Genomic DNA, 6,432 nt, shown 5'->3' on the forward strand with positions numbered 1-6,432 from the left:
AAATATCAATAAGTAGGCAAATGGATTGGTCGTTACTATTATAATCGAAAAACAATACTATAAAAATTGATTCAAGATAAGTTAAAGACTTTCAAAAGGAGTTTTTCTCAAAGATAGCGCATCCTAATCAGTAGCAAACGAAGTGAAGCTAAGCACAAGGACTATGATTTTGTCGATGCTCTTGAAAAGTAACGAGTATAGCGAAGTAAAGTTTAGACATAATAACAGTAAAGATATGAAAGAGCTTTATCATATTTTACTAAATATGATAAGAGAGAATCTGATTAAGTTATTTTGAGCCTAAAATTTTTTCGATCTACAAGCATAATCTACCCAAATTTTAGTATTTGATAAATTTTTGATGCACTTCTCTAAAGTAGTTTGAAAGGCACAGCTCTCATAACTATTTCAACCAAATAGCGCACTTAACGCTAGTTACGGCAATTTACATACATCTATACATAAATATGAACAAAAACCAGAGTTTATTTTTAGAAAAAGTATAGGAAATGATAGGTAAGTTTATATATGCTATTTTTTATCACAAAAATAAATATATAATTAATAATAATTTAAGTTTAAAAAAGACAAAATATCACCTATATAGTTTATATTAAAGAAGTAAAAAAATGAAAAGAATTTTAGTTTTACTTGTAGTTTTATTTTCTATTGGATTTTCCAAAGATCTTACCGAATTGGGAAACGAAGCTTACGATAAAGGTGACTACCAAAAAGCTGCTGAGCTATATCAAAAAGCGTGTGATAGTGGAGAGGCTTTTGGTTGCACTAGCTTAGGGTTTTTATACGAAAACGGTCAAGGTGTAAAACAAAATTTTTCCACTGCAAAACAATATTATGGCAAAGCTTGTGATTTAGGACTTCGGTTGGGATGTGGTGATTACAGAAGGCTAAATGAAAAAGGCTATTAAAAATTAATTGTTCTTTGCAAAAATTGCCGATCGTCGCAGAAAAAATGAAGGTATAAAACCTTAAACCCCAAACCCCCTAAAATAGGGCATTTTACTCTTTAAGTTTTACCCGGTCTTACCGCTCATAAACCTTAAACTAAAAACATACCTTTTTAAAAGCCCTAAAACAGGGCTTTAAAACCCAATAATATTAAAAACAAACATTTTCATGAGCAAGAAATTCATCGCAATACAAAAACATACGAAAATATTCGTATGTTGCAGTAAAAAATACCTACTTTAGGCGTTCTTATAAAGCTATCTTGTTATCTATCGCGTATTTTGCGGCCTTGCACAAAAAGTCCGATCTGTTAGTCGTCAACTTGCTGATAGATTTTAATAGCTTTTCCGGGAGAATTACGTTAACCCTTATTTTCTTTTCAACCGGTGCAGGCTCTCTGATCTCTTCTCCTTCCGCTATTAATACGTCAAGCAAGCAGGAAAAAGCTTCTTTTAAATCCTCAATAGCTTCTATTTCATTATCTCCGCATCCCGTAACTTTAGGGTACTCTTTGTAGTAAGCTACGAATTCATCGTCTTCTTTGTTTATAATCATACTATAGTTCAAATTTAAGTAGTATTCTTTGTTTTTGCCGTTTTGTGCCATTTTATACTCCTAGATTCCTCAAGGGTTGTCCTTTTATAAAAGTTCCGCGAACTCTTATAAAAAAATAGTCTCAGGTAATCTTTGTTTGGCAATGCTAGTCTATCGCTTCCTCTTCATAATTCTCTAAAACTTTTTTGACATAGTGTTTCTTTATGGGTTTAGCAAACGGGATATTTATATGTTCATGGCTAGATTTTCTAAAAATCATATGCTAACCCCTCCCCATTGCTACTAAGCTCATAGCCCAAATAGACCAATACGTCCCGCACCTCATTAAAGCTAACACTAGATGGAGAATTTCTCATTTTATCTATTATTTTAGAAATCTTATTGCCCATAAGCTGCCTTTAGTCTTTTTCTATGGCGGTATTATACCATATACATACCCAATAAGATGTTTAATAGGTGTATATAAACTTTGGATTCTTTATTTAAAAATTCTCCAACGAGGACATAGCTCTGCAATGATCATGGCTAGAACTATTTTTCATTGTTTTTTTGATGAGATTCGCTTTTGTTATATGCACAAATTGATAATACAGATTACATTAATAGCGATATTCCTTCAGACGAAGACATAATCAGCGAAGAAGAGATCCAAAATGGAACCGGTTATGAGCCTGAAGATGAAGCGGATGACGATACTTTTTCTGCTTTGTAGAAATATATTTTTATAGCAGGAGTATTCAATACTCCGCCTAAATTTTAATCATTTTTTACGTCCAAAACTTAACTTTTGCAGGAGTAGTATTCAATACTACGCCTTGATTTTAATCTTTTTCTACGTCCAAAACTTAACTTTTGCAGGAGTAGTATTCAATACTACGCCTTGAAATTTAGCCATTATTATAAATTTCCACGACCTAAAATGAAAAAAAGCAAAAAATGATTTTTAATAGAGAGATTTTTTTGATTTTGGAGACCATTGGATCTCCAAAATCTTTTACGCATGAGTAAGAGTTTTGTTTTTCTGAACGAAAAACTTTGGTCAAAATATGGATTAATCTTAGCCCCATTACATAAATTATCAATAGACTGACATTTTATTCTTTGTCTAGCATTAGAGACAAAAGTCATTTATGATTTTTAAAATTATATTTATTTATTGTAAAAATCATATTACATAGCCGTCAAATTTGTAAGCTATCATTTAATATATAAGGCTCAAGATAAGTTAAAAACTTTTTATCTTGAGCCTTATATAATTATAAAACTTAATACTGTATCAAAAAGAATATAAAATTGAGATGATTCTCGCTAAAAAACTTTTATCTTCTGCTATGATATAGCATAAATTATTAAAACAATGTGTAGCTAAACTTAATTAGGTGAGAAATAAAATCCCACTGTGGCTATTTGGATTGTTGTATTAATACGATATTGTGTTTGACAAATATTATATAAAATTGTAAAATATACTTAACAACTTTTAATAAAAGAACGCATATGGACTTTACGAGATTCTTTAATGAGCAGCAAAACTATCTAAGAAAAGTGAAGCTTGATTTTAAAAGATATCTTTACGACGATATAGATTTTAGTGAACAAGCCGTAATGATATTAGGGCAGCGCGGCGTTGGTAAAACGACGTTAATCTTGCAATACCTAAAACAAAATTTCCAAGCTTCGCAAAAAGCCCTTTATATAAGCATGGACAATCCTTTATTCGCAGCGACGTCTCTTTATGAATTCGCGCTCGACTTCGAAAAAGTGGGCGGCGAAATACTTTTGATAGACGAGATACACAAGCTAAAAGATTGGTCGTCTCATATAAAAACCATCATAGACCAAAGCAATCTAAAACTCGTAATCACGGGTTCGTCTATGCTAGAGCTTGATATAAACGGGGCCGATCTAAGCAGGAGAGCGGTAAAGTATCATCTAAACACTATGTCTTTTAGAGAGTTTTTAAATCTAAATTTAAAAAGCGAATACAAAAAATATAGCCTAGATGAAATGTTGGCAAATCACTATGAAATAGCCGTAAATTTAATTGGCAAATTTAAGCCGTTCATATATTTTAAAGACTATCTAACTCACGGAGCATATCCGTTTGCAAACGATAAAATAGGCTTTCACTCTAAACTAACGGGCGTGATAAATCAAGTATTGCAAAGCGACATCCCGTATGTTTGCTCGCTAAACTACGCAAATATAGATAAGCTAAAAAAGCTACTGTTTTTACTAAGTCAAAGCGTTCCTTTTAGCCCAAATATAAGCGAGTTGGCAAGGGCGTGCGAAATATCTAGGTCTACTCTTATCGAATACCTAAGATATATGCAAAGCGCAGGTCTTATAATAAATTTAACTAGTAAAAGCAGGAGATATAACGCCATACTAAAGCCGGATAAAATTTACCTAAGCAATACTAACCTAGCTTATGCCTTAAGTAGCTCGCCTAATATCGGAAGCTTGAGAGAGAGCTTTTTCGTAAATCAAATAAGCGCCTATAAGGCCGGAAAATTTCAAATAGATTCGCTTATGTTAAGCAAGCAGGGCGACTTCATTGTAGATGATAAATTTACCTTTGAGGTAGGCGGAGCCAAAAAGAGTTTTGAGCAGATCAAAGACGTGCAAAACTCGTACGTAGTAGCCGACGATATAGAAGTCGGAAGTGGCAATAAAATCCCGCTGTGGCTATTTGGGTTTTTATATTAGGCGTTTTGCCTCTTGTAAAGCAATGGACGTAGCGTAGTTATTGAGTGTTTTATTCTATAATTAGATTTGGCTCTGTAGTCAACTAACGTATTGTAAGCTTTTTAACAATATAAATTTGCACACTCTCATTTAATGTGCGCTTGTGCTTAGCTACACTTCATTTATTGCAAAATAAGATGCACTATCCTTTGAAAGTTTTTAACTTATCTTGAACCTAACTAAAAATACCGAATATCAAGCTAAAAAGCCCATACTTTAGGGCATTTATTATTTATTATATTGAAAATCTCACTTTTCAAACTTTTTTATATTTTTAGCCCTATTATGCCCTAAACTCCACCTCTTAATAATATCAATGCCTCAAAGTGCTTATCTGTTTTTATGATTACGTTAATAAGTCTTAAAGATGCCTTTTGCCTATTTATGCATGCACTCATTCTTAAGATATAATGATCACTAAATATTTCAAGCTCCGATTTGCTTTAGCCAAATTTACAACATGCGATCCTAGCCATATCGCCATCAAATTTAAACCCTCCACCTAACAAGCAATCTCCTTTTATCTTCGACGTTTAAATTTATAAAATCGATACCGAAAAGTTTGGTTAAATTTTCGCCCTTTAAAATTTGACCCGTTGCGCCGAATTCATATCCTAAGGGGCCGTTTAATAGCAAGGTTTTATCCGCCGCCGCAAGCGCGTGATCGGGATGATGCGAGGTAAAGATCACGCAGGTTTTTTGCTCGCTATTTAGTTTTTTGATTAGGCTTAAAACGGCGTTTTGATGAAAGACGTCGAGGTACGACGTAGGTTCGTCCATGACGAGAATTTTAGGCCGTAGTACTAGCGAGCGTGCTATAAGCACTAGCTGCATCATGCCGCCGCTTAGCTCGTCTACGTTTAAATTTAAATACTCGCTAACGCCTGCTATGCTTGCGGCTTCCTCAGTCATCGCCCTATCCTCTGCGCTCGGCCTTGAAAACATACCGACGTTTGCGTTTACGCCCATTAAAATCAGATCTTTTACCTTAAAGCTAAAAGCGATATTTTCGCTTTGAGGCACGTATCCTACGAGCTTGGCGCGCTCTTTGCCGCTAAGAGAGGCATGATCGCGCCCGTCGATCAGGATTTGACCGCTTTTTGCTTTTAAGAGTCCTAAGATAATCTTTAAAAACGTAGATTTGCCTATGCCGTTTGGGCCCAAAATCGCAAGCGTTTCGCCGCTTTTTAGGCTAAGGCTCAAATTTTGCAAAATTTGCTTGCACTCGTATGAAAAGCTTAAATTTTCTACGTTTAAGACCATCTTTTGCCCTTTTTAACGATGATGACGCCGATCATCGGAGCGCCTATAAGCGCGGTTAGGATACTTAGCGGGATTTCAGCCGAGCTCACGCTTCTAGCCGCGACGTCGGTTAGCATCAAAAATATCCCGCCTAAAATCGCAGAAATCGGAACTAGCTGCGAGTTATCGGAGCCGTAAATCAGCCTCGTAACATGCGGCATCAAAAGCCCGACCCAGCCGATGATACCCGCTATCGCTACGCTTGCGGCCGTTATCAGCGTAGCAAGTACGATAAAGATAAAGCCTAAAAATTTACTCTCGCCCAAAATGCTTGCGTGTTCGCCGCCTAGGGATAAAATGTTTAGCTTCCAGCCCATTAGGCTCAAAAGCGCGAGTCCGCTAACGCAAACGGGAGCAAGCGCCGCTACGTCGCTCCAAGAGATGGCGCTTAGGCTTCCCATCAGCCAATATACGATGCTTGGTAGCTTTTCTTGTGTGTCGGCGACGTATTTGACGACGGAGATCAGCGCCTCGAATATCGCGCCCGTGATGATGCCCGCAAGCACCAGCATGAGCTTTGAGTTTTTGTTGACCAAAACGCCTAGGGCGTAAGCTATCATGACGGCTAAAAAACCGAAAACGAAAGCGCCTATTTGCGTGGCTACGGGACTACCGAAGGCTAAAATGCAAACCACCGCGCCAAACCCCGCTCCGCTACCGACACCCAGGATATTCGGGCTTACCAAAGGATTTGCAAACATCGCCTGAAATATCACGCCCGCCGCGCTAAGGCTAGCGCCTATCAAAAATGCCGCTATCAGCCTAGGCAAGCGCAGGTCAAATATCAAAGCGTAAAGCGTCTCTTTGTCGTTTTGATAATAGTCAATTAGCCCCTCAAGCGAAATCCTACCCGCAAGC

Annotated in this window: 5 protein-coding genes; 2 read left to right on the forward strand and 3 right to left on the reverse strand. The window is 36.6% G+C overall.

What is annotated here, in order from left to right; all coding sequences use genetic code 11:
• Positions 1–629 precede the first annotated feature (629 nt).
• Complete coding sequence (locus tag RYL88_RS10605; RefSeq protein ID WP_314991161.1) at positions 630–929, forward strand: tetratricopeptide repeat protein; 300 nt, start codon at positions 630–632, stop codon at positions 927–929.
• 289 nt (positions 930–1,218) lie between these two features.
• On the opposite strand, the gene RYL88_RS10610 is transcribed toward RYL88_RS10605, so the two are convergent.
• Positions 1,219–1,575 (reverse strand): type II toxin-antitoxin system HicB family antitoxin, encoded by a 357-nt coding sequence (locus RYL88_RS10610; protein ID WP_314991163.1) that lies wholly within the window; start codon positions 1,573–1,575, stop codon positions 1,219–1,221.
• Positions 1,576–3,021: 1,446 nt separating this feature from the next.
• On the opposite strand from RYL88_RS10610, the gene RYL88_RS10615 reads away from it, so the two are divergent.
• On the forward strand, positions 3,022–4,233 hold the full coding sequence (locus tag RYL88_RS10615) for an AAA family ATPase (RefSeq protein ID WP_314991165.1): 1,212 nt from the start codon (positions 3,022–3,024) through the stop codon (positions 4,231–4,233).
• A gap of 528 nt (positions 4,234–4,761) precedes the next feature.
• Here the strand turns inward: RYL88_RS10615 and RYL88_RS10620 are convergent.
• Together RYL88_RS10620 and RYL88_RS10625 are read right to left on the reverse strand one after the other, a co-directional pair.
• The gene (locus tag RYL88_RS10620) at positions 4,762–5,535 is read right to left on the reverse strand and encodes an ABC transporter ATP-binding protein (protein ID WP_314991167.1); all 774 of its coding nucleotides are present in this window, start codon (positions 5,533–5,535) and stop codon (positions 4,762–4,764) included.
• Positions 5,526–6,432 (reverse strand): iron ABC transporter permease (locus tag RYL88_RS10625; protein ID WP_314991169.1); only part of this gene is annotated, 907 nt, incomplete at its 5' end. The genes RYL88_RS10620 and RYL88_RS10625, both read right to left, overlap by 10 nt.

Source organism: uncultured Campylobacter sp. (assembly GCF_963517995.1).
GTDB lineage: Bacteria > Campylobacterota > Campylobacteria > Campylobacterales > Campylobacteraceae > Campylobacter_A.